This is a genomic window from Streptomyces sp. NPDC021356, from assembly GCF_040641015.1.
Lineage (GTDB): Bacteria > Actinomycetota > Actinomycetes > Streptomycetales > Streptomycetaceae > Streptomyces.
This window is the reverse complement of the sequence record NZ_JBFACU010000011.1, coordinates 42150-64266: the sequence shown is the minus strand read 5'-3', so window position 1 is coordinate 64266 and position 22117 is coordinate 42150. Positions and strand designations below refer to the sequence as shown.

Genomic DNA, 22117 nt, shown 5'->3' with positions numbered 1-22117 from the left:
CCGGGCTGCACGACGGGCCCTGTCCACCTGCCGGTTTCCCGGGGGAGGGCCGAAGGACCGCGCGCGGATCCGCCGGCCCCACCGAGGGAGGGAAGACATGCCGAAGGACCTGCGCGACGAGGACGTCGTGCACGTCGGTGACATGGTCTACGCGGTCACCGGGAGCAACACCAACTGGGTGATCGTCAAGGAGGGGGACAGCTGCGTCCTGGTCGACTCCGGTTATCCCGGCGACCACGACGCCGTGCTGGCGTCGCTGGGCATGCTCGGACTGCGTCCGGAGTCGGTGGCCGCCGTCCTGGTGACGCACGCGCACAACGACCACATCGGAGCGGCCGAACGGCTCCGGGCAGCCCATGGCGTGCCCGTCCTGATGCACGAGGAAGAGGTGCCGCACGCCCGCCGCGACTTCCTGGACCAGGTGTCCATCGGCCAAGTGCTCGCCCAGGCGTGGCGCCCGGGTGTGCTGCCGTGGGCCCTGCACGCGCTGCGGGCCGGCGGAACGGAGCACGTCCCGGTGGCCGGTCCCCAGGCGTTTCCCGCGCCCGGGCCGCTGGACCTGCCCGGCTCCCCGGTTCCCGTGCACACCCCGGGGCACACCAAGGGCCACTGCGCCTACCACCTGCCCCGCAGCGGCATCCTGATCAGCGGCGACGCACTGGTCACCGCGCACCCGGCGTCGAGGACCGCCGGCCCCCAGCTGCTGCCCGACATGTTCCACACCGACCGTGCCACCGCCCTGGGTGCCCTGACCACACTCGAAGGGGTGGAGGCGGATGTCGTCGTGCCCGGTCACGGCCCGGTGCACCGTGGATCCGTCAAGGAAGCCGCAGGCCGGGCGTACGAGCGCGCGCAGCGCTGAACGGTCGTGCCCGGCACGGGGCACCGTGCGGCGCGATGCGGAGCCGGCCGGTTCCGGGACATCGTTCGGGGGAATGTTTCTCCCGGAGGAGGTTTTCCGAATCGCAGGCGAGCACACCGGAGCGGCAACGGAACAGGGGCTGTCCCGCCGGGACGGCACACCGGTTCACACCGTCGACACGTCGTCCGCCCGGTCTCCGTGAAGCGCACTCCTGAGCACAGGTCCCCCGGCGTGGGTACCATGCGCAACGTCATCCAAATACAAAGGAGTGAACGGTTGTGACCAGCCAATCAGCCGCCACCCTCCGATCGCGGTATGTCGAGCAGGCCGCGTCGGACCTTGAGGAGAATCGCCGTCGGCAGCAGGAACTGGCCGAGAAGATCAAGATGTTGAAGCAGGAGGAAGGACTCCTGGTCGACATCCTGACCCTCGCGGAGCGGTATGAGGCGTCGTCGGACCCGTCCCGCCTGCCCGAGCAGGCCCAGGGGGAGCCTGCTCTCACACCCGATGAGTCCGGCAGCGGTACCGTTCCCGCCGGGACGGGCGCGCCCGTTCGCCGTACGGCGTCCCGCGGCACCGCCGCCGCACGCGCCGGCCGCACCGCCCCGAGGACTGCCGCGAAGGGGAAGTCGCGTCAGCCTCTGCTCGGAGACCTGCTGCGGGACCTGCTCGGCCAGTACGAGGAGCCGCGCCTTGCCAAGGAACTGCGCGACGAACTCCTGGAGAAGCACCCGGACCGCAACCCGACGCCGCAGGTGGTGCGCAACACCCTGGAAGCCCTGGTCGCCAAGGGCCGCATCCGGCGGCACAAGCAGCAGCGGTCGGTGATGTACTCCCTGGTCGAACCGGTGGGGCGGCAGGACGCGGCCGAGGACGGCGCCGGCGCCTCCCGCGGCTGACCCCCTGCCCGCGCTCGTTCGGGCGTGTCCCGGCCCCGGTCCTCCCGCGCCAGGACACGCCCTCGTCGTCTCCCCGGACACATGTCCGCCGCTCCGTGAGACCGCCGCTCCCGGTGTGGCTCGATCCATGCGCGTTTCCGCCGTGAACTTTTCCGCGGCGAGAATCGTGTGAGGTGAAGAGGGTGCCTACCCTCCACGGCACAGGCGCTGTGGACGCGATCACGCGACGGCCTGTTCCGTCGGCTGATGTGTGCTTGCGGGTGGTTTTCGGTGGCTGTGGACCCGGTGGTCGATGGTCTGGTGATCGCACTGTCGGGGATGTCGATCCCCGAGGGCTCCGCGGAGCGGGTGCGCGCCGAGATCGTGGTCCCGCACCTGGAGCCGGCACGCTTCCTGACCGGTCTGGAGGGCGCGCTCGGGGACATCACCGGTGCCACCGTCAAGGGGGCGCAAGGCGAGGCGATGCAGGCGTACGCGCAGGCGGTCTCGCAGCTCACCTCGGGGGACGGCGCCGACTATGTGAAGGGTCTGAAGGACACCGCGCTGCAGCTGGCGGACGCCGGCAACGAGTTCGCCTACCAGCTCGACTACACGAACATGATGATCGTGGAGCAGGTGGTCCTGTTCTTCGCGGAGCTGGCCCTCATCGCCACCCTGGAGGTCTTCAACCCCATCCAGGCGGCGTTCGAGAAACTGGCTCTGGACACGTTCTTCAGAGAGCTGTTCACGACGGAGCTGACGCAGTTCCTGGCCCGCACCGCGGCGCAGACCGCGTCGATCATGACGATGAACGTCGTGCTCGCCGCGGCCCTGGACGGTCTGACGGACGGGCGCGGCCAGATGCCTGCACCCGTGACGCGGCTCATCACCGACGGATTCACCACGTTCACCGGCCCCGTTCCCTTCGAAGTACCTCCCACCGTCCGCAACAGCGACGCGCCCTGGAACCGCGCCTCCGAGACACCCTTCTTCATCGCGGCCGAGCTGAGCCCCCACGGCGGCACCGAGACCACCACTCCTCACGGTCCGTACACGTACAGCGTCGAAGAGTTCGCCGACCACCTCGCCGCGAACATGATCCTGGCCATGCACCCCGCCGAGCCGATCGTCCTCCTCATCCCCACGCCGGCGCCGGCGGAATGCACCTGCCCCGCACCATCGCCGCCCGCACCGGACGCACCGTCTGGGCACCCGACGGCGGACTCGCACTCGTCCCCCAGGCCACCCAAGGACTCCGCCCCGACGGACGCGGCCTGACCACCTGGATCACCCTCCACCAGCCCGACACCCACACACCCCCCAGCCACTGGCTCGCCAGCACCCCCGACATCCTCGCCAACAACCCCACGGCGAACCCCACCAGCAACTCACCACACTCGGCGGACACGTACAGGCTTCCGAACTGGCCAGCTACACCATCGTCGACCAGAGCGGCCGCCACCTCGGACGAGCACACCTGTCACCCACCGATTGGCTCGTCAGGGAGCCGGGCTCGTCAACGCTCGCATTCCCGACCCATCACGCGCCCGCCAGAACCATCTACTCAGCTGACGGCAAGGAGGGCCTGGACATCATGAACGCCCCGCAGGTCCAACTGCCCTGGGCAAACGGCGGCCGGCGACCCGTGCCCTCCTTCTACCTGGCTCATGGAGCCCGCAACCTGGTCCGTGTACGCGACTCACACGGCGCCACCCACTCGCTGACGGGAGACGGCCTCGGCAACCTCCTGAAACGACGGCCCAGCCTGCAACTCGACCGCAACCGGGAAATCGTCCTCGTCTCCTGCAACACCGCAGCCCCCGCACCCGACGGAACAGTCATCGCGCAACAAGTCGCCGACATCACCGGACGCATCGTCCACGCCCCCTGGGGCTCCACAACATCAGACCTGGAAGCAGCACACCACGAGGGTTGGCGCACCTTCCGCCCCCGACCTCAGCATCAACAGCCCAACGCCTCCCTCCCTCGCCGCACGCTGCCCCAGTCCTCCCGAGCACTCCCCCGACCACCCACTCACCCAACCGGCGTCCGGTACCACATCAACTCCGCAGCCAACCGGAACTGGCGAATGCCCGGCACCCAACTGAACCCGGCACTCGGCCCGAGTCTCACCGGACCATCGAGACCGCTCGAAGCGGCCCTGAAGTCAGCGGTCCTCAGCCAGTGGGTCGTCAGCCACGGCTCCGTGATCACCGGCGTGGACTACCGCCATCATGGCGACGGTCGGCTGATCGCTCCCATCGGGCCGCCGATCACCGAGGAATTCGTCCTCTCCCACGCGCCGCGGCTGCCCCACGAGGTGCCCCAAGGAACGCCGGGCAGGCCGTCTCCCTGGGGTACGACCATGCCGATCCTCGTCGCCGCCGGCTCCTCGGCGTTCGGGGTGGCGGTGACCTCTCGCGGAGGACCCCGAGAGCTGTCCTTCACGAAGTTCGCCGAGCATGTGCGTAGTGTCATCGAGCACCACTCTTTCCCCGCGGATGCTCCGGTCGTTCTCGTGATGCCCTACGCGGCGGCCGGGCGGCTGGAACTGCCGCGCATCCTGGCGGCTGTGACCGGGAGGAACGTGTGGGCCGGTGACGGGCCCATGGCACTACTGCACCAAGGAGACCGTCAAGCACCCACGACCTGGATCGTGCGGCATGCCCCGCGGGTGTCGCCGTCAGTCGCTGGATCCTCAGCCGGCCGAACGCCCACAGCGTGTCCGCCGAACGGCCCGAACAGATCCGCCTGACCGCCATCACGGGTGAATCCGTCCCGGCTTCGGAGCTGTGGACCCATGTGCTCATCGACGAAGAGACCCGCGAGCCCATCGGCCAAGCCATCGACACCCACACGGAATGGCTTCGGCTGGACGGCTACTGGTTCACCTATCACCCCAGGCAACGCCACCCCCAACCGGAACACCCCTATCGACTGCCGGCCGCGCCTCACCAGTACAGGGCACCTCGGCAGGAGATCCGAGGGCACATGCCCGCAACCAGCAGTGGCAGTACCGGTGTCCCGCACCAGCAAGGAGGGAAGGCGAATGATCCAGGGCACCGCCAGGAGTTTTCCTAGGACTCTGCCAGGCTGGGAAGGACTGTGCCGACACGCGCCGTGGGGGCTCTCAGCGAGAGGGAAGATTCTCTTCAACAAGGGCTGTCGCTGCTGCAGAAATCGACCTGCAGAGGAATGAGGAATGGCCCGGGCACTATTCGACAGACGGTGCATGCACCAACGAACGATTTATATATCGATTCGCCGGTGGAGATCGACCCGGAAACCGGCGAAGGCCAGTGGAAGATTTTCCATCCACGCAATTCTGAATCCTCATCGAACGGAAAAAATGAGCGACGTTACATCGACCGGACCGGACGACACGAACCCGCTTTCCAACATCCCGGAAGAACTCCGTGAAGCCGCGAAGGTGGCGCCCGACCACTGGCTCGGCCTAGTCGACCCGGGATGGCGCGGCGAGGGTGCGCCACCCCGCTGGACCGTGGCGGGCGAGTACCGATCCGGCCCCGAGGGCGAAGTGGTGGAGTGCCGGGAGAACGAGGAGTACCGCCCCTCACCGCTGGCGCTCGGGTGGCCCAAACCGACCGGTCCCGTGGACGAAGCGGTGCAGTTGGCCTCCACCGGCTGGGGACCTCCGGAGGATGTCCCCAGCGGCTGGCCGGAACGATCGTGGGCATATGGCTGGCACCCGACGGAACTCCGCTGCGGACGCGGACGCCCGACCCCTATTACGGCGTAATAGGGGACGGCCGGAGGCGGTCCGCGTACGGAGTGGCCGGACCCGGCCCTCACCGAGAATGAGACACGTATCTGAAGCGTCGGCACGTTACACTCCGTCAGTCTGTCCAGGTGTGCACATCTGCCGGCATACATGTTTTCTACGGACCCACCTGGCAGCTCTGTCGTGGGCTGTCCACCGGCCCTCCTCCCTCCCCCGAGGAACGAGACTGACGTGAACGACGACCTCCACCCGGGCCGCCGGCGCCTGCTGAAGATGTTCGGGCTGGGCGCCACCGCGACCACGGCCGCCCTGCTCCAGGGCGACCCGGTGCTCGCCGCGACCCTCGGCTACGACGAGAAGACCGGGGTCTCCCCGACGACGTACCGGGCGCCCAAGGGGCTGGCGAGGAACACCGCGGCCAGGCAGACCGCGCTCGGCTGGATCGACGCCGACCAGGGTGCGGTCACCAAGCTGAACGACGACGTCTGGAAGTACGCGGAGCTGTCGCTGCGCGAGTGGAAGTCGTCCCTCGCCACCGCCAATCTCCTCAAGGCCAACGGTTTCACGGTCGAATGGGGTTCGGCGGGCTTCCCGACCGCGTTCGTCGCCACCTACGGCAACGGCGGCCCGGTGCTGGGCTTCAACGCCGAGTACGACGCGCTGCCGGGCCTCTCGCAGAAGAAGGGCGTGGCCACCCACGACCCGCTCGTCTACAACTACGACGCCTACGGCCCGTCGTACGGCTCCGGGCACGGCGACGCCCACAACGCGCTGGGCGCGGGCGGTACGGCCGCCGCCATCGCGGTCGCGCAGGCCATCCGCACCCAGGGCCTGAAGGCGACCGTCAAGCTGTTCGGCAGCGCCGGCGAGGAGCAGCTCGTCGGCAAGGCGTACGCCGTGAAGGAGGGCGTCTACGACGGCCTCGACGCGTTCCTCGACTGGCACCCGTTCAACAACACGACCCGTTCTGGAACACCACCCGTGCGCTGATATCGGCCACGTTCACCTTTCTCGGCGCCTCCGGTCACGGCGGCACCCCGCTCGGCAACAAGAGCGGCCTGGACGGCGCGCTGCTGATGGCGACCATGTCCGAGTACCTGCGGGAGAAGAACGTCGCGCCGTCGGGCCGGTTCCACTATGCCGTGATCAACGGCGGCGGCGCCCCGAACGTGACCCCGGACATGTGCTCCATCTGGTTCTTCGTCCGCGAGGGCAGCCCGGCACGCGCCCGGGTGCTCTACGACAAGATCGTGGAGTGCGCGAAGGCCGCAGCGCAGGCCAGCCAGACCCGGCTGGTGCACAAGTTCCACTCGGCGACCTGGAACCTGCTGGCGAACAAGGCCGGCGCCGAGCTGCTGTACGACAACATGCAGCAGATCGGCGCGCCGAAGTTCACCGACGCCGACCACACCCTGGCGAAGGCCGTGCAGAAGTCGCTGGGCCGCCCGGAGGTGGGCATGCCCACCGAACTGGTACCGCTCGCTCCCCCGGCCGCCGCCTGCACCGGCGGGCTGGCCACGGACACCGCCGACATCAGCTGGCAGGCACCCACCGCCGTGCTGCTGTCCGCCGCGTACCCGCCGGGACTGCCCAACCACAACTGGGGCGTGACCGCGACGGCGGCCACCAATATCGGGCACCAGGCGATGCTGTCGGCCGCCCGCTACCTCGCGGCCGGCGCCATCGACCTCGTCGAGCAGCCCGACCGGCTCGACGCGATGAAGCAGGAGTTCAAGGGCCGCACCGAGAGCATCCAGTGGGCCTCGATGATCCCCGACGGCACCCAGCCGCCGCTGTACGAGCCGCCCGCGGACTTCCTGAAGGCGACCGGGCAGAGCTGGCCGCCGAAGGGCGTGACCTGGCCGGTGCCGCCGGTGGTCGCCACGGAGCAGCTCGGGACGACCGGCCCGAACCTGCCGCCCGCCACCCGACGGTCCGGCCGCTCCTCACCGAGAGCCCCCGGGGGCCCGTCCCTCCCCCGGGTCCGCCCGTCCGTGGCCGTGCACTCCCCGCGGCCACGGACGGGGAAACATGTGTGTACGGAGGGGGACGGGAATGGCGAAAAACATGCCCCATACACGGATCGCTTCTTCCGCGGATGTCAGGCGCGTCGTAACGTGCGCCCCGGCGCCCCCACCCACACCGCCGTCCCCACAGCACATCCTAGAAGCCGAGGATCAGTCATGACCAAGGCAACGTCCGTCCCCAGCCCGGCCCCCTCCCCCGCGGCCACCCCCTGGCCCGCCGAACGCGCCCCCGGCTGCCCCTTCGACCCGCCGCCCTCGGTGACGGCCCTGCTGGACACCGAGCCCATCTCCCGGGTGACGCTCTGGAACGGCGCGACGGCCTGGCTGGTGACCCGCCACGCCGACCAGGTCGCCCTCCTGCGCGACCCGCGTATCAGCGCCGACAACACCCGGCCCGGCTACCCCAGCATGAGCGCGGGCAGCGACGCCATCCGCGCACGCCACCGGGCCTTCATCACCATGGACGAGCCCGAGCACAACGAACGGCGGCGCCTGTACACGGGCAATTTCACCGTAAAGGCAACCGAGCGGCTGCGCCCGCGTATCCAGCGGATCATCGGCGACCTCCTGGACGCGATGGAACGGCAGGGTTCGCCCGCCGACCTCGTCACCGCCTTCGCCCTGCCCCTGCCGTCGCTCGTCATCTGCGAACTCCTCGGTGTCCCCTACGAGGACCACGACTTCTTCCAGCGGGCCAGCGCCGCGATCATCGACACCCGCAGCACCCCCCAGGCAGCCGTCGCCGCCTCCCAGGAACTGGTGGACTACCTGCGCGACCTCATCCTGCGCAAGGCGAAGCAGCCCGGGGACGACCTGCTCAGCCGGATGGCCACCGAGCAACTGGCCACCGGCCGCGGCACGGAGGACGAATGCGCCAACGAGGCCCGGCTGCTGCTGGTCGCCGGGCACGAGACCACGGCCAACATGATCGCCCTGGGAACCTGCGCCTTCCTCCAGCACCCGGACCAGCTGGCCGCCGTACGGGACGGTGATCCCCGCCAAGTCGCCGGCGCAGTCGAAGAGATGCTGCGGTACCTGACCATCACGCACATGGGACGACGCCGGGTCGCCCTGGAGGACATCGAGATCGGCGGGGTGCGCATCGCGGCCGGTGACGGCGTGCTGTGCGTGAGCGAGGCCGCCAACCGCGACCCGGCGGTCTTCGAAGCCCCCGACCGCCTCGACGTCACCCGGTCCAGCCGCAAGCACATGGCCTTCGGCTCAGGACCGCACCAGTGCCTCGGCCAGAACCTCGCCCGCGTGGAACTCCAGGAGGCCTATCCGGCCCTGCTGCGCCGCTTCCCCGGCCTGCGGCTCGACCGCCCGCTGGAGGACATCCCCTTCCGCACCACCGGGATCGTCTACGGCGTGCGCGAACTGCCCGTCGCCTGGTGACCCCACCCCTTCACAAGACCCGTACCACCACCGACAGGAGCGTCATGAACATCACCGTCGACGAGGGCAAGTGCTGCGGCGCCGGCCAGTGCGTCCTGATCGCGCCCGAGGTCTTCGACCAGCGCGACGAGGACGGCATCGTCGTACTCCTCACCGCACACCCGGCCGACGACCAGCACGACGCGGTACGCGAAGCGGTCGCCGTATGCCCGGCCGCCGCCATCGAGGTCGAGGCGTGACGTCTCCCGCCGGGGTGGTCGTCGTCGGTGCCTCGGCGGCGGGCCTGACCACCGCCGAGGCTCTGCGGCAGGCGGGATACGACGGCCCGCTGACGCTGATCGGGGACGAGTCACGCCCGCCCTACGACCGGCCGCCGGTCTCCAAGCAGTTGCTGGCCGGTGACTGGCCCGAGGAACGGCTCCTGCTGCGCCCGGCCGCTGCGTACACCGAACTGGACGTACGGCTCCGGCTGGGCGTGGCGGCCCGCGCCCTGGACCCCGCCGCCCACCGGGTCCGGCTGGCCGACGGGTCCGAAGTGCCCTACGACAGTCTCGTCGTCGCCACCGGAACGCGGGCCCGCACGCTGCTCGGCGCGTCCGGTGTGGCCGGAGTGCATGTGCTGCGCACCCTCGACGACGCGCTCACGCTGCGGGCCGCGCTGGCCGGCCGTCCGCGACTGGTGATCGTGGGCGGCGGCTTCGTCGGCGCGGAGGCCGCCTCGGTGGCCCGGGCGCTGGACTGCGAGGTCACCCTGATCACCGCGGGGCAGGCACCGCTGACGGACGCGGTCGGTCCCGTCGTCGCGGACATGCTGGCCTCGGTGCACCGGGAACACGGGGTCCGCCTCGTCACGGGAACCCGCGTCACCGGTCTGCTCACCGAAGGGGGGCGTGTCACGGGCGTGGCCACGGACAGGGACCGTGTCATCGGTGCGCTCCCCGCCGACGCCGTACTCCTCGGCATCGGCGCCCGGCCGAACACCGAGTGGCTGACCGGCAGCGGACTGCCACTGGGCGACGGTGTCGAGTGCGACAGCCGGTTGTACGCCGGGCAGGACGTGTGGGCCGCCGGGGACGTGGCCTCCTGGCCCGACCCCGTCTCCGGCGCCCGGCTGCGGATCGAGCACCGCACCAACGCCGCCGAGCAGGGACGCCAGGTCGCGGCCAACATCCTGGCGGGGCCCGAGGCCGCGACTCCGTTCAGCACGGTTCCCTACGTGTGGTCGGACCAGTACGGCCTGCGGCTCCAGGTGCACGGCCTCGCCCGCGGCCCCGGCGAGACACATGTCGTCGACGGGGACCCGGAGCAGCGGAAGTTCACCGCCGTACGGGTCCGCGACGGCCGGGTGGTCGCCGCCCTCGGCATGGGCATGTTCCGGCAACTGCGCACCCTGCGGGCTCTGGTGGCCGACCGGGCGCTCTGGCAGCCGGAACGCCTCACCTGCTGAGCGATCCGGCGTCCCCCATCACGACCACCGGGTGCTGTGCCGGGTCGAGCGTGCCCAGCAGCTCCTTCATGTGCCGCTTGGCGATGCTGACGCACCCGTGGGTGGGGCCGCCGTGGTCGACGTGCAGCCAGATGCCGCCGCCTTTGTCCGCGCCCAGCGGACGCGTCCAGTCCAGCGGGGTCGTGCCCTTCTTGTGGTTGTAGTCGATGGCGATGACGTAGTCGAACGCCCCTGCCAGGGGTTCGCCGTTGAAACCGAGACCGCCGACGGTGTATCCGCCGGAGGAGCGGGTGTACGGCAGTCGGGAGCCTGGGTCGGACAACCGGCCCCCGGCGTCGCTGAGGGTGAACACGCCGATGGGCGACCGGAGGTCACCGGCGCGGTGGTCGTCGGTCCAGCCCTTGAGCGCGTTGTGCGCGGCCCACGTCGCGCCCGCCTTCCAGCCGTCAGCGGTGCGCTGGTACAGCACGACCCCGGAGCGGTTGGAGTTCTTGCCCTGGCCGGTGACCAGGACGACCTGCCGGGTCTCCGCCGGGACCTGCGACAGTGTCTTGGGTCCCAGTCCGGGCAGTTGCGTGGGCAGTTCGGGAGCCGCGTTGTCGACTCCGGACATCGGACGCGCATCGTCCCGCGCGGAGGGCGCGGCGGCCGTGGGGCCGTCCGCGGAGACTGCCGCGGAGGTGTCGTGGGACGCCCCCGCTCCACTCGCCCCGCACCCGGTGACGGTGGCCGCGACCACCAGGGCGGCGGCCGTCAGCGGCAGGCGTCCGCCTGCCCGGGACAACGTGGTGAAGATCTGGTCACCCGCCGTCGGGGCCCGGTGGCGCCCTCGGGGGGTGTGCTTGCTCGGTGAGGCCATGCCCCAAGCATGTCGAACACTTTTCAGGAACTCGTCAGCGCCCCACCTGTATGAGACACATCACCGCAGGTGCTGCCGATGCGCCCGTGGTGTTCGCCGGGTGACCGTCGCCCACATCTGGCCGGTTCTCTCCCCTGGGTATCCTCGGGCACAGCAACGACCAGGGCCGGAGGCCACACATGGATACGGCGCTGATGGACATCGTGCGAGCCGAGGACGCGCTCCTGACACGGGCGGCGCAGCGGGGCGAAGCGGCAGCTCTGGGAACGCTGTTGGAGCGCCACCGCCCGGGAATGCGCGCGGTGGCCCTGAGCCTGCTGGGCCCCGGTCCCGATGTCGACGACGTCGTGCAGGAAGCGGCGCTGGCCGCCCTGCGCCGTATCGCCGACGTCCGTGACCCGCAGGCCGTTGGACCGTGGCTGCGCATGGTGGTGCGCAACGCCTGCCGGTCCCTGCTGCGGGAGGCCCGGCGCATCTAACCCGTGGACGAGGTGCCCCTGCCTCCCGACGGTGCCTCCCCCGAACAACTGCTGGACCGGCACGTCCTGCGGGACTGGATCTGGGAGGCCGTGGAGGAACTGTCCCCGGTGTTGCGGCTGCCGGTGGTGCTCCGCTACTTCTCGTCCGGCGTGACCTCGTACCAGCAGATCGCCGAGGCCTGCGCGGTCTTCGTCGGCACGGTCCGCAGCCGTCTGCACCAGGCACGCGGCCTGCTCGCCCAGGCCCTCGCGGACACCTCCGCCTCCGGCCACGACGACGCCACACGCCGTACCGAGGCCAGCTGGCAGGAGGCGCCCGAGACGCTCGCCGCCGCCGAGCGCGGGGAGTTCGACAAGGTGGTCAAGGACCGCTACTCCCCCGATCTCTCCCTGCTCAGCGGCGGGCACCGGCTCGGTGGCGTCGGGCTGATGCTGGTGGGCATGGACTCCGACCTGTCGGCCGGGGTCCGCCAGCGCCCGCGGCATGTCGTCGCCGGCCGGTCGCTGGTCGTGTGGGAGATGGATCTGGTCAATCCGCCGGACGCCCCGGGCCACTGCCCGCCCGGGGTCGCCTGGATCATGCGCCTGGAAGGCGGCCGCGTCGACGAGCTGCGCCTCTACCACGCGACGCGTCCCGCCGCGATGCGAGAAGTCCCGACGGCCTGAACCCCCGGGTCGCGCCAGGACCGCCGGCGCCAGGGCCCAAGGCCGGAGCCTCGACGCCGGAGCCTCGACGCCGGGGTCACCGACGCGGCCTGCCCGGCGGAGCCATCCTGGCTATTACGGCGTAATAGCCCCCCTCGCAAGCGCAGCCTGTCCCGCTCGGGACCGCGACCTATTACGCCGTAATAGCCCCTGCGCGCGGCGCCCGCCACCGCGAAACCCCTCTGGCCCTATTACGCCGTAATAGCCGTGACGCGCCGGGCCCGCCACCGCGACGCCACCCCGCCCTATTACGGCGTAATAGCTCTGCGCGGCCTCCGCACTCCGGACCTCTCGCCCGGCGTGACGTGGATCACGCCCACGCGATCGAACTTTCGACCACCTCCCGCGTCGTGTCGGTGTCAGCACACACCCTCACTCGATGCGGAGAACCCCATGAGCAGCACGTCCGGTTCGAATCACGCCCACGACGCCTCCTCTGGCCCGCTGTCCCCCGGCGCCCACTCCTTCGAAGTGGGCGGCATCACCCAGCGGTACCACGTGTACGGCAACGGCCCGGTGGTCATCGCCCATCCCGGAGGACCCGGGATCCACTGGGAGTACCTGCGCATGCCGGCACTGGAAGCGCGCCTCACCATGGTGTACGTCGAACCGATCGGCACCGGTGGGTCCGGCCGCCTCCCCTCGCACCCGCACGGCTACACCCGGGACCGTTACAGCCGCTTCCTGGAAGTACTGATCAACCGCCTGGGCGTGCCCGAGGTCCACCTGCTCGGCCACTCGCACGGCGCGTTCGTCGCCGCCTATCACGCGCTGAACCGCGCACAGCGGCTGGCGGGTGTCGTGCTCTACGAAGGGGCGCCGGTCACCGGGCCCGAGCACGGCGCGGAGGCGGGCCGCATGGTGGAGCAGTTCGCCGCCGAGCACGCCGGTCACCCCGGCCTGCCGGACGTCCTGGCCGCCTTCGGCGCGATGTCCGGCATGGCCACCGACGAGGACACCGTGGCGGTGGCCCGGGGCGTGCTGCCCTCGTACTTCGCCCGCTACTGGGAGAACGAGGAGGAGCTGGCCCCGTTCCGGGACGCGATCCGGGCGACGTTCATCTCGGGCCTTGACGAGGACCTCTCCCCCGACGTCATCGACGACCGCGTGGCCCTGAAGGGTCTGGCGGTGCCCGCGCTGGTCGTGGTGGGCCGGCACGACGTCATCTGCGGGTTGCGCTGGGGCCGGGAACTGGACGACCTGATCCCTGACTCGCGGCTGCTCGTCCTGGAGGACAGCGGCCACATGGGGCACGTCGAGGAACCGGAGCGGTTCACCGACGCGGTGCTCGCCTTCGTACGTGAGACGGGACGTGACGGCGGATGAGGGAGGCCGTGGCCTCCGGCCGTAGCCTGTAGGGCCAAGGCGCACCCCGCCCGGAGGAGGGCTCCCCATGATGACGCTCGACCTGCACCCGTTGTTCCGCAACAACCGGGACATCGAACTCGCGATGCGTCAGTTCCTCTTCCGGGCCTCGCACGCCGGCGTGCCGGTCGCGGAGATCATCCCCGGCAAAGGGTCGGGGCAGCTCCGGGCACGGGTCCTGGCCTTCCTGGACCAGCAGCACATCCGCAAGCTCTACGTCCGCCGTGAGGTCGACGCGGGGAACTCCGGCCGCGTCCTCGTGTACTTCTCCTGAGCCGGTAGTCCGCCGCGCCCGGACCGCCCGCTCAGGGCGCCGACGTCGCTATCGGCAGCGAGCCGCACTGCGACCGGGGCGTCTTCGCGCCCGGCTTCTTCGGCGCGATGGTGCGGGGGTCGACGGCCTCGCCGGGGGCCCCCTCACGGTAGAGGCCGTCGGGCAGGCTGTCCCGGTCGTGCGGCAGCAGGAAGAAGACCCGGCGCTTGTACAGGCCGCTGTCGGGGTCGGGCGAGGCCTGCTCGTCGAGCAGCGCGTAACCCACCATGCGCCCGTCGCGGGCGTAGGGGGGCTTGGTGTTGCGGCGCTTGGTCTTGTCCAGCGCCTGGCGGACGTAGTCCAGCTTTTCGGGGTTCTCCAGCCACACCACCTCTTCCTCGTGGATGAGGTCGCTCTCGGTCAGTAGCGAGCTCATGGCTGCAGCCCCTCCTTCGTCGGCGTGCTCCCCACCAAGGGGGACGTGGCCAGGCATGTGAACATGTCGCTCCGGCCCGCGCTCCTGCCAGCGGCGGGGCCTCGGGTGGGAGCCACCGCATGCGGGACCTGCCCTCCATCGTAGAGCGCCCGGCGGCCGGGATGCAGGCCGACCGCTGAGTACGGCCGAACTCCGGGCCCTCTCACGGGTGCTCCAGCAGAGCGATGCCCGGGTAGTACTTGCGCCCGTTCGACTTGATCATGTCGGCCGGCGAGGCCAATCCGACCTCCTGGCGGACCCGGTTGGCGAAGGCCCTCGGTGTCGCCGGCCTGATCCCCTCTCCCGCGTTGCACCAGGAGCTGTACTCCGTGTACAGCAGGCCCTGTTCGACCCGCAGGTCCCGCCCGGCCTCACCGCCGTCCCGGGTGCAGCACTCGGCCAGGAAGCGGCCGATGTGGTCCTCGGTGGTGGCGTAGGCGGTGGTGGCGATGCGGACGCGGTCGGGTCCCTCCAGCGGGTCGCGGGTGGCCAGGTAGCGCTGGGCGCCCTCGATGAGCCAGTGCAGGATGCCGGGGCCCTCGTCCCGTACGAGTTCGAAGGCGAGGTTGTCGATCCTGCGTTCGGCCGGGACGGTCCGGGTGAAGGGCAGCAGGCGGATGCGGCGCCAGAAGGCGAAACCGCCCGTGGAGACCTCCGGGCGGTGGTTGCCCAGCAGCCACAGGTGGTGGGTGGGCGTGAAGGAGAAGTAGTCCTGCCGCATCCGGCGCGCCTTGATCTTGTCGCCGCCGGTCAGCAGCCGCACCCGGGCCTCGTCGAACTTGTCGTTCGGCTTCAGTTCGCTGCACACCACCAGCCGGCGGCCGTGCAGCTCGGTCAGCTCGGTCGAGTGCTCGGAGAACGCTCCGCGGTCCATCAGGAAGCCGGGCGGGGCGGCGTCGGCGTAGTCGCCCAGGATCTGGATCATGATGTCCAGCAGGACGGACTTGCCGTTCTTTCCCTCGCCGTGCAGGAACGGGAGCACCTGGGCACCCACGTCACCGGTGATCGAGTACCCCAGCAGCAGGTGCAGGAAGTCGATCATCTCCTCGCCCTCGGGATCACTGCCGAAGGTGTCCGCGAGGAAGCGGTGCCAGCGGGGCGTCTCCATCCGCTGCGGGGCCACGCTCGTCGCCCGGGAGTGGAAGTCCCGGGTGGGGTCGGCCTTGCGCAGATGGCCGTTGTGCAGGTCGACCACGCCCGCCGGCGTGCACAGCGCGTACGGATCCCCGTCCAGGCAGTCCGGGTCCACCGAGAGGTCGGGAGACGCCTTCGCCTGCGTGAGCAGGGCCTTCATGCCGGTGGTGGACAGGGTGCGCCGCTTGTGCTGGGCGATCTCACGGTTGCTGAAGATGCCGCGCGGATCGGTGTCCGGCATGTCCTCGGCCATCTCCCCCGCCGCCCACAGCGCGGCCTTCTCACCCCCCGTGCGCTTCCACCGGTAACCGTCCCAGGCGAACCAGCCCAGCCCCTCCACATGCCGGAACTGGTCGCGGTGCATCTGCACGAAGAGCCGCGCGTTCCCCCGGTCGGACAGCGACGGCGGCAGGGACGGCGTGCCGAAGGCGCCCGGCGGCGGGAGCGGCGACGCCAGTGACACGGCCTCAGGCGCCGTCTGGGCGGGCAACAGGGCCGCTCCGGACGGGCCGGCCGCCTCCAGGTCGAGCATCTGCTGAGCGGCAGCCTGCGGGTCGAAGCGCGGTGAGCTTCCGGCACTGCTGCTCATGGACGTCCTTTGAGGTGGAGAGGGCGGGCAGACCCTACGGCAAGGGCGTCGTCGACGATCGTTTCATTTCTGGTCTGCTGCCAGGGACGGGCGTACTGGGCGACCCGGACGAGTCGGTCCCGGACGTCCGCGTGTTCGAGGTGCCCCGCGCCCACAAGCCCTCCGGCGGTGTAGGCGGCCCGGTTGAGCTTCTCGGTGAAACTCGTCCCCTCCCGGGCCACGGCGCACCCGGCGACCTGCTGGATCAGCGGATCCAGGATCCGTAGCGCACCAGCCACGCCGTGGCCCGGACGGAGGGCCCTGGAAGGGGCTGGAGCGGCTTCTGAGGCGATTACGGGCCTCTGGGAGGGGGAATCCTCAGGCAAGGGCCTGAAAGGCGCGGAGAAGGGCGTGACGGGCCGCGGAGCCACGACATGTCCCGTGCGGGTGAGTTCGTCCCTGAGCCAGCCGGGCAGGGGCGCCGGGAGCCGGGCCGCGCCCTCGGCCCGGTAGACGCCCTGCGGGGTCCGCGTGCCGGGCGCCACGATGTAGCCGCCGTCGGCACGGACGTCGACCTGCCAGGCCAGCGCCGCGTTCCGCCCGGACCCGGTGGAGCAGCGGAACCGGGTCGAGGGGGCGGGGTTGAGGTACCAGACGTGGAGTCCCCCCGAAGGGGTACGGACCCGTAGCGTCGTCTCGTCCGAGGCGGGGTCGGGCTCTCCCCGGTAGGCGGCCAGCAGCGCCAGCGTGTCGAAACCGGAGGCCAGCCCGGCCAGGCTCACCTGCTCGGGGATGGGGATGCCGGGCAGCAGGCGCGAGCGGTCGGCCACCGGGGCCGCGTGGGCATCGATGTCGATGACCACCAGCTGTGCGGGGGCACAGGCTACGCCCACGCCCGACGAGGGCTTCTCGGTCCACCAGCGGTCGATGCGGTCCGGGTCGGTGGTCGCCGCGTGGAAGCCGTGGCAGGGGCGGCCTGCGGGGAGGCAGGAGCAGTCGGCGGGGTCGTGCCGGTGCGTGCGGCAGTCAGGGCAGTTCGCGGCGGGCGTCTTGCGCCCGGGGGCCAGGGGGTGGACCGGCCAGCCCTGAGCGGCACACCACCGTGCGACGGCATGCGGAGCCACGGGCCCGACTCGGGCTGCACTTTCGCGGTTCTCACCTTCGCGCGGCACGGGGATCGTCCTCGTCACGTCTCATCGTTGGCTCACTGCACGGACACCTGGCTGGCAGTGACGCGCCATCAGGGACCGAAGGGACTCTAGTGCGAAAAAGAGTCTAGAGCTCATCGTCCGAAAAGTGGGTCTGTTCTGGGCCGCGTGCCGTTTCTATCAGTTTTCCTGGTCCCTTGAGTCCCTGGGTCCCTCCTGCGGTGAGTCTCCGGTGCGCACCGGCCTGCGTCGGTCCCTGCGACCGGGAGACGTCCGGTCCCTCTCGGCGGGGCAGGGACCAGCCAGTTCCCACCCTAGGGGCTGAAGGGACTGATGATTGTCATATAAGCCAGCACTTGAAAGAGGGCTGTACCGGCGGCCCGGAGGGTCCGAAGCGCCCCAGGGACCGAAGTCCAGGGGCCGACAGGGTCCAGGGACCCTGTTGAGTCCCTGGACGTTTTCGCAGGTCAGAGGCTTACGACTTCCCCATCAGGGACTGTAGGGACTGAACTCGGCAATTATGAGCTGTACATGAATATGGGTTACATACGCGCCCGCGTACACGAATCACATGTCTTGTCTACGTCATAATTGCGACTTTAAGTCCCTACAGTCCCTGTCTGGACGGTCAGAACCCCTCTGACCTGCGAAAACACCAGGGACTGAAGCTCAGGGACCGAGAGGGACCAGCACTGCTTCAGCCCCTCCCGTCCGGCCCCTCCCCCTCTTGGTCCCTCCGCGGGCGACCCGCCCGGAGGTCCCTGGTCCCTGCCCGCACCCCGGAACGTCCGAAAGAGCGGTGAACCTTTCAGTCCCTGCGTGCGTCTTCCTGTCATGAGTCCCTTCGTACCCTCCGGGACGAGGTGGGTCCCTGCCAGGGGCTCTGGCTATTACGCCGTAATAGGCTCCGCTCGGTCCCTGCCCCTGGCTCAAGTCCCTTCCCACCCGCTCTCCAGGAGCTGTCAGGCCGGCTCAGCGGTGAGGAGGCGGAGGGACCCCGCGTAACTGCGCGGAGTACGGCCCCCTCGCCCGCGGACTCAGGCGCTTCTACGCTGTTTCACATTCTGTGAATCACGGGGGGAGACGGCACAATCTCTCCATGGCGAAGCGCGTGCGGAAGTCGACCCGGCCCACAAAACCCCTGGTCAAAGCGCCTGTACGGATCGGTTCCCTGGATGCGGTAGCTCTGGTCGGGGAGCTGAGGCAGATCCATGAGAACGCCGAGGATCCGGACGTCGAGCGCATGCCTGCCGACGACGAGTTGTACGGAGCGCTGCTGTACGCGGAGAAGCACACGGACGCGCTGCGCACCCAGCCCCCGGAGGCCCGGCGGGCAGCGGCCCTGAAGCGGGTCCAGTTGTGGGAGTACCTGCGAGAGCAGAGCGAATCCCACCAGGCACGGGCGGTGGACGATGCCCGGGAGGCAGGAGCCCACTGGGAGCAGTTGGCACCGGCGCTGGCGGTGAACGCCCCGAGCGCGGCCTACAACAAGGCGAAGAGACTGAGGGCGAGCACGCTCACCGACGAGACCCCGCAAGCCCAACCGGTACGCCGCACTCCGGAAGCCGTACTGAAAGCCGAACGGCGGATCGTCCTCGAACAGTCAGCGGAGCGCCGGGCCCAGGAGGAGGCGCAGAAACGCCACGAACTCCTGGTCCCTGTCGCGGGCCGTCTCCTGGAGCAGCGGGACGGCCTGGTGCTCGACGAAGACGCGGACTACTGGTTCGAGGAGATCGCGGCGGTGCTCCCGCACTGCCGCACCCCGCTCCAGATGGTGAGCCTCCACCGCTACCTCGACGCGGCCGTTCGTGCCCTGGCCAAGCAGGAACGGCAGACGGGCAGAAACGCGGCCCTCACCGATGGGGCACGTCTCGCGCTGACCGCCGCTGCCGACTTCCTCAAGGCGGCGAAGACGGAACCTATTACGCCGTAATAGGTTCCGGGTCGTGGGCCGCAGGCAGCATGGGGAAGAGAGGGTCCGGACGGTGCGAACCGGTCCCGGCTATTACGCCGTAATAGGGGTGGGAGACCGGCTGCCACGGCCTGACGCATCACCAAGTCGCACTAACTAACGTGTCGGTGGTGCAGTTGATCAAGGGCGTTAGTAAGGTAGCGCCATGAGTATGCCAGCCACCTCGAACGACCGAGTGAAGGTCGTCTCCAAACTGCCGGGATGGCTCCGGCAGAACCTCAAGGTAAGAACCGCTCAGCTCGGCATCGAGATCCAGACCGCCGTCGAGCAGGGCATCGCGGCCTGGTGCGGCCTCGCCTCGGCGACGGCCTCGGTCGACACCGCCGGGGCCGAGTCCTTCTCCACCTTCCTGCCCCCCGGGCAGTGGGAGGAGTTCCGCGGGATCTCGGAGGACCGCCGGGTCTCCCTCATTCAGGGACTCGCCCAGTCCGTCCAGCTCTGGCTCGACACGAACCCGGCCCCCGACGTGCAGCGCCCGGACATCACCCGCCGCATCGTCGTCTGCAACCAGAAGGGCGGCGTGGGCAAGACGGCCATCACAGCCGGTGTGGGTGAGGCACTGTCAGAGGACTCCAACCGCCTGTATCCCGTACGCGTCGCCAAAGCCCTGGCCGCCGCCCTCAGGGCGGGCGACGAGGACGGGGACGTGGCCGACAGCAGCAGCGATCCGCTCGGCATCGAGAAGCTCCCCGGCCGCGGTCTTCGCGTCCTGCTGGTCGACTTCGACCCCCAGTGCCACCTGACCAACCAGCTCGGGGCCGCGCCCCTCCCGATGAACGGTGACAGCCTCACCAACCACATGGCGGGCGACCCCAAGGGCGAGCTGCGGGAACTGATCGTCTCCATCGACGAGGACCACTTCGGCGGTCGGCTGCACCTGCTGCCCGCCTGCCATGACGCCTTCCTCCTGGACGTGCGCCTGTCCGCCGTGCGCGCACGGGAGGCCGCCCTGGAACGAGCACTGACTCCGCTGGAAGCCGATTACGACGTGATCCTCGTCGACTGCCCGCCGAGCCTCGGCCTCAGCATGGACGCTGCGGCCTACTACGGACGCCGCCGCGACGGCGAGCGCCCCGGCCAGTCCGGCGCGCTCATCGTCGTCCAGGCGGAGGACAGTTCCGCCGACGCCTACGACCTGCTCACCAACCAGATCGAGGACCTCCGCAACGACCTCGGTCTCGACATCGACTACCTGGGGATCGTCGTCAACCTCTACGACGGCCGCCGTGGCTACATCGCCACCTCCTCGCTCCAGGGCTGGATCGACATAAAGGATCCGCGGGTCGTCGGTCTCATCAGCGACCTGAAGGAACAGAAGGAAGCAGTGCGCATGAAGCAGCCCCTGCTCAGTTACGCCCCCTCCTCGCAGCAGGCCATCGGCATGCGGGCCCTGGCACGGGAGATCTCATGAGCAAGGCCGATCAGCTCGGAGCGGGACGTTTCGGAGGAGGCGCCCGGCCGGTCAGTGCCCGGCGTGCCGCGATCGGCGCGGCCACCGGCGTCCCCACCGAGGGGGTTTCCCCGCCGGCCCGTCTGCCCGTGGCACGCATCAGCCCCAACCCCGAGAACCCGCGCACCACCCTCGGTGATCTGAGCGAACTCGCAGGCAGTCTCCAGGAGCACGGTCAGAAGCAGGCCATCACGGTCATGAACCGCGATGCCTACCTCAAAGCCAACCCGGACCGTGAGAAGGACCTGGAGCCCGACACGACGCACGTCGTCGTCGACGGCAGCAGCCGCCTGGCCGCCGCCCGGGAGGCAGGACTCACCCATCTCCATGTGATGGTCGACGACGAGCAGGGGAGTGACGGCGATGCCATCCTCGAATCCGCGCTCGTCGCCAACATCCACCGCAACGACCTGGATCCGCTCGACGAGGCTCGCGCACTGCAACGGCTCCTCGCCATCCACGGCTCGCAGGTCAAGCTCGCCAAGCGGCTGCGCAAGTCCCAGGGCTGGGTGTCCCAGCGTCTCGCGCTGCTGAACCTGTCCCCCCAACTCCAGGCAGCGGTCGGTGCGGAGCCCGTCGAACTGCTCCGGGCCGTGGCCAAGGAACCGCAGGAGCGGCAGGAAGCCGCCCTGGAGGAGCTGAAGGCCGAGCGGCTTCGCAGGGAAGCGGACCGGAAGGCGGCAGCCGCCGCCGCGATGACCCCGGCACCGCCGGTAGCCCCGGCGGTCCCCGGCCCGGAGGCGGACGAAGGGATGGGAGGGTACGAGGTTGAGGAACCGGAGAGCGTAGCGGGCTCGGAAAACCCGGAGACTCCGGAGAGCCTGCAGGCCCTGGAGGAACAGTACGAGGCCGCCCCAGTCGACGGGGGAGAGCCGGACGAGGCAGACGAGCCTGACGAGTTCGATGTGCCGGATGAGTCAGGCCGGTCGGTCGAGCCGGACGAGGCCGTTCCGTCGGTGGCCGTACAGTCCACTCCCGCTCCGGAGACCGTGCCCGAGCCCCGGTCCAACCGGGCTTCCGTTCCGGACCAGGACCTCACCGATGTCAACGGGTCCGCGGCCCGCCGTCTGCCCTACGACAACGGCGCCTTCCTCGCCATGCACCTCATCCGCAAGATGAATGTCACGGAGTTCGACCGGATGCTGGTCATCCTCAACAAGCATCAGCAGGAGCGTCTGGAGTCCCCCAGCAGCACCCGCTGAGCGCAGACCGTCGCACAGGCCGTCCCCCTATTACGCCGTAATAGGGGGACGGCCTTATTACGGCGTAATAGGGGAGGGGAGCGGCAGCCGTCTCCGAGACGTGGGCCATCTCTCGGGCGGGGGCCGTCTCTTCGTCCGGGGCTCTCCACGAAGCTG

18 protein-coding genes and 1 pseudogene are annotated in these 22117 nt (G+C 69.9%); 15 read left to right on the top strand and 4 right to left on the bottom strand.

Translation table 11 applies throughout. The features are described from left to right. The first annotated feature begins 97 nt into the window (after positions 1-97). The 9 genes from AB0G56_RS16730 to AB0G56_RS16690 all read left to right on the top strand — a co-directional run bounded on the left by AB0G56_RS16730 (position 98) and on the right by AB0G56_RS16690 (position 10351). Complete coding sequence (locus AB0G56_RS16730; protein ID WP_360969727.1) at positions 98-862, top strand: MBL fold metallo-hydrolase; 765 nt, start codon at positions 98-100, stop codon at positions 860-862. A gap of 278 nt (positions 863-1140) precedes the next feature. Then, positions 1141-1761, top strand: a complete 621-nt coding sequence (locus AB0G56_RS16725; protein ID WP_360969725.1) for a hypothetical protein — start codon at positions 1141-1143, stop codon at positions 1759-1761. 270 nt (positions 1762-2031) lie between these two features. Beyond that, positions 2032-3018 (top strand): hypothetical protein, encoded by a 987-nt coding sequence (locus tag AB0G56_RS16720; RefSeq protein WP_360969723.1) that lies wholly within the window; start codon positions 2032-2034, stop codon positions 3016-3018. Between the two features lie 1443 nt (positions 3019-4461). Beyond that, positions 4462-4821 (top strand): hypothetical protein, encoded by a 360-nt coding sequence (locus tag AB0G56_RS16715; RefSeq protein ID WP_360969721.1) that lies wholly within the window; start codon positions 4462-4464, stop codon positions 4819-4821. 121 nt (positions 4822-4942) lie between these two features. Next, on the top strand, positions 4943-5500 hold the full coding sequence (locus AB0G56_RS16710) for a type VII secretion system-associated protein (RefSeq protein ID WP_360969719.1): 558 nt from the start codon (positions 4943-4945) through the stop codon (positions 5498-5500). Positions 5501-5713: 213 nt separating this feature from the next. Next, positions 5714-6472, top strand: a complete 759-nt coding sequence (locus AB0G56_RS16705) for a hypothetical protein (protein ID WP_360969717.1) — start codon at positions 5714-5716, stop codon at positions 6470-6472. Beyond that, positions 6421-8904: a cytochrome P450 gene (locus AB0G56_RS16700; protein WP_360970077.1), complete on the top strand. Its 2484-nt coding sequence runs from the start codon at positions 6421-6423 to the stop codon at positions 8902-8904. Before AB0G56_RS16705 ends, AB0G56_RS16700 begins: the two co-directional genes overlap by 52 nt. Before the next feature lie 44 nt (positions 8905-8948). Continuing rightward, positions 8949-9143 carry a ferredoxin gene (locus AB0G56_RS16695; RefSeq protein WP_360969715.1) on the top strand — a complete coding sequence of 65 codons (195 nt, stop codon included), beginning with the start codon at positions 8949-8951 and terminating at the stop codon, positions 9141-9143. Further along, positions 9110-10351, top strand: coding sequence for an FAD-dependent oxidoreductase (locus AB0G56_RS16690; RefSeq protein WP_360969714.1), 1242 nt, complete (start codon positions 9110-9112; stop codon positions 10349-10351). The genes AB0G56_RS16695 and AB0G56_RS16690 overlap by 34 nt, the downstream gene beginning before the upstream one ends. On the opposite strand, the gene AB0G56_RS16685 is transcribed toward AB0G56_RS16690, so the two are convergent. Further along, the gene (locus AB0G56_RS16685) at positions 10341-11210 is read right to left on the bottom strand and encodes a L,D-transpeptidase family protein (RefSeq protein WP_360969712.1); all 870 of its coding nucleotides are present in this window, start codon (positions 11208-11210) and stop codon (positions 10341-10343) included. The genes AB0G56_RS16690 and AB0G56_RS16685 overlap by 11 nt on opposite strands. A gap of 179 nt (positions 11211-11389) precedes the next feature. Here AB0G56_RS16685 and AB0G56_RS16680 point away from each other — a divergent pair. The 3 genes and pseudogenes from AB0G56_RS16680 (at position 11390) to AB0G56_RS16670 (ending at position 14033) form a co-directional block, all read left to right on the top strand. Beyond that, positions 11390-12355: pseudogene (locus AB0G56_RS16680) on the top strand (sigma-70 family RNA polymerase sigma factor). Between the two features lie 432 nt (positions 12356-12787). After that, the gene (locus AB0G56_RS16675; RefSeq protein WP_360969710.1) at positions 12788-13720 is read left to right on the top strand and encodes an alpha/beta hydrolase; all 933 of its coding nucleotides are present in this window, start codon (positions 12788-12790) and stop codon (positions 13718-13720) included. A 67-nt stretch (positions 13721-13787) separates the two neighbouring features. Further along, the gene (locus tag AB0G56_RS16670; RefSeq protein WP_360969708.1) at positions 13788-14033 is read left to right on the top strand and encodes a Smr/MutS family protein; all 246 of its coding nucleotides are present in this window, start codon (positions 13788-13790) and stop codon (positions 14031-14033) included. 31 nt (positions 14034-14064) lie between these two features. Here AB0G56_RS16670 and AB0G56_RS16665 read toward each other — a convergent pair whose 3' ends face one another. From AB0G56_RS16665 to AB0G56_RS16655, 3 genes are all read right to left on the bottom strand, one after another. Further along, positions 14065-14448, bottom strand: a complete 384-nt coding sequence (locus tag AB0G56_RS16665; RefSeq protein ID WP_360969706.1) for a DUF6009 family protein — start codon at positions 14446-14448, stop codon at positions 14065-14067. A gap of 202 nt (positions 14449-14650) precedes the next feature. After that, positions 14651-16210: a phage/plasmid primase, P4 family gene (locus AB0G56_RS16660; protein WP_360969705.1), complete on the bottom strand. Its 1560-nt coding sequence runs from the start codon at positions 16208-16210 to the stop codon at positions 14651-14653. Next, positions 16207-17313: a bifunctional DNA primase/polymerase gene (locus tag AB0G56_RS16655; RefSeq protein ID WP_360969703.1), complete on the bottom strand. Its 1107-nt coding sequence runs from the start codon at positions 17311-17313 to the stop codon at positions 16207-16209. The genes AB0G56_RS16660 and AB0G56_RS16655 overlap by 4 nt, the downstream gene beginning before the upstream one ends. 1123 nt (positions 17314-18436) lie before the next feature. Here AB0G56_RS16655 and AB0G56_RS16650 point away from each other — a divergent pair. The 3 genes from AB0G56_RS16650 (at position 18437) to AB0G56_RS16640 (ending at position 21961) form a co-directional block, all read left to right on the top strand. Then, positions 18437-19270: a hypothetical protein gene (locus AB0G56_RS16650; protein WP_360969701.1), complete on the top strand. Its 834-nt coding sequence runs from the start codon at positions 18437-18439 to the stop codon at positions 19268-19270. A 184-nt stretch (positions 19271-19454) separates the two neighbouring features. After that, complete coding sequence (locus AB0G56_RS16645) at positions 19455-20720, top strand: ParA family protein (RefSeq protein ID WP_360969699.1); 1266 nt, start codon at positions 19455-19457, stop codon at positions 20718-20720. Further along, positions 20717-21961 carry a ParB/RepB/Spo0J family partition protein gene (locus AB0G56_RS16640; protein ID WP_360969698.1) on the top strand — a complete coding sequence of 415 codons (1245 nt, stop codon included), beginning with the start codon at positions 20717-20719 and terminating at the stop codon, positions 21959-21961. The genes AB0G56_RS16645 and AB0G56_RS16640 overlap by 4 nt, the downstream gene beginning before the upstream one ends. Positions 21962-22117 lie beyond the last annotated feature (156 nt).